The 1,311-nt window shown below is 39.4% G+C and carries 2 protein-coding genes and 1 pseudogene; all 3 read left to right on the forward strand.

What is annotated here, in order from left to right; genetic code table 11:
• A pseudogene (locus HMPREF2795_RS10990) lies at positions 1-153 on the forward strand (cell division protein FtsZ); the annotation flags it as partial.
• Positions 154-158: 5 nt separating this feature from the next.
• Complete coding sequence (locus tag HMPREF2795_RS10030; protein WP_075227282.1) at positions 159-830, forward strand: YggS family pyridoxal phosphate-dependent enzyme; 672 nt, start codon at positions 159-161, stop codon at positions 828-830.
• 9 nt (positions 831-839) lie between these two features.
• A partial coding sequence (locus tag HMPREF2795_RS10035) for a cell division protein SepF (RefSeq protein WP_075228810.1) occupies positions 840-1,311 on the forward strand: 472 nt, incomplete at its 3' end.

Consider the following 1,311-nt stretch of genomic DNA (forward strand, 5'->3'; position numbering starts at 1 on the left):
CCAAAGACATCAGCCTTTGGTGACTGGGACTTGAGACGCGATGCCATCGTTCGTCAAGGAGAACCAGTTGTTTCTCCAGTGGAACGCTTTGAAGTTCCAGCGGCAACAGATGAAGATGAGTTGGAAACACCACCATTCTTTAAAAATCGTTAATGAAGATGAATTTAAAAGAAAATACGAACCTTGTTTTTCAACAGATATCGAATGCAGTTCAGGAAGCCGGTCGTGAAAACGATTCGGTTTCTGTGATTGCGGTGACCAAATATGTAGATGTTGAAACAGCCTCAGCTTTGGTTTCGCAAGGAGTGCAACACATTGGTGAGAACCGTGTTGATAAATTTCTTGACAAGTATCATGCTCTAAGTGATAAGAATCTTACCTGGCATTTGATTGGAACCTTACAGAGACGTAAAGTCAAGGAAGTGATTTCTTATGTGGATTATTTTCATGCTTTAGATTCCTTAAAGCTAGCTCAGGAAATTCAAAAACGAGCGGACCACAAGATTAAGTGCTTTTTGCAAGTAAATATTTCTAAGGAAGAAAGTAAGCACGGTTTTTCGAAAGAAGAATTGTTAGCTCTCTTACCAGAACTTTCAGAATTAGACCAGATTGAGTATGTAGGTCTGATGACCATGGCTCCATTTGAAGCAACTAGTCAAGAATTACTAGAGATATTTAAAGAAACGCAAGAATTGCAAAAAACCATTCAAGAAAAACATCTCCCCAATATGCCGATGACAGAACTAAGTATGGGTATGAGTCGAGACTTCAAAGAAGCGATTCAATGTGGTTCAACTTTCGTTCGAATCGGTACAGCATTTTTTAAATAGGAAATAACCATGTCACTAAAAGATAAATTTGATAAGTTTATAGATTATTTCACTGAAGATGGAGAAGAGGTGGCACCAAGCGTTGCTGAATTAAAGTCTGAACAAACCTTAACTTCAGTTTCGGCTCCAAAGGAAGAACTTCCACGAGCTCAACAGTTACCACAATCTTCACAAGTGAATTCTAAAGAGAAAAATATTACGCGCCTTCATGCTCGTCAGCAAGAGTTGGCGATGCAGAGCCATCGTAGCACAGAAAAGGTAACTATTGATGTTCGCTATCCTCGTCGCTACGAAGATGCAACAGATATTGTTGATTTGTTGGCAGGTAACGAAAGTATTCTAATTGACTTCCAATATATGACTGAAGTACAAGCGCGTCGTTGTTTAGATTACTTAGATGGAGCTCGCCATGTGCTAGCTGGTGAATTGAGAAAGGTTGCAAATACAATGTATCTTTTGACACCAGTAGGAGTTGTGGTTA

Origin of the sequence: Streptococcus sp. HMSC056C01 (assembly GCF_001811305.1) — a bacterium.
Classification (GTDB): domain Bacteria; phylum Bacillota; class Bacilli; order Lactobacillales; family Streptococcaceae; genus Streptococcus.

Bases quoted from the DNA above. Each gene is read 5' to 3' on its own strand.
- HMPREF2795_RS10030 (WP_075227282.1), top strand. From the start codon at position 159: ATGAATTTAAAAGAAAATACGAACCTTGTTTTTCAACAGATATCGAAT.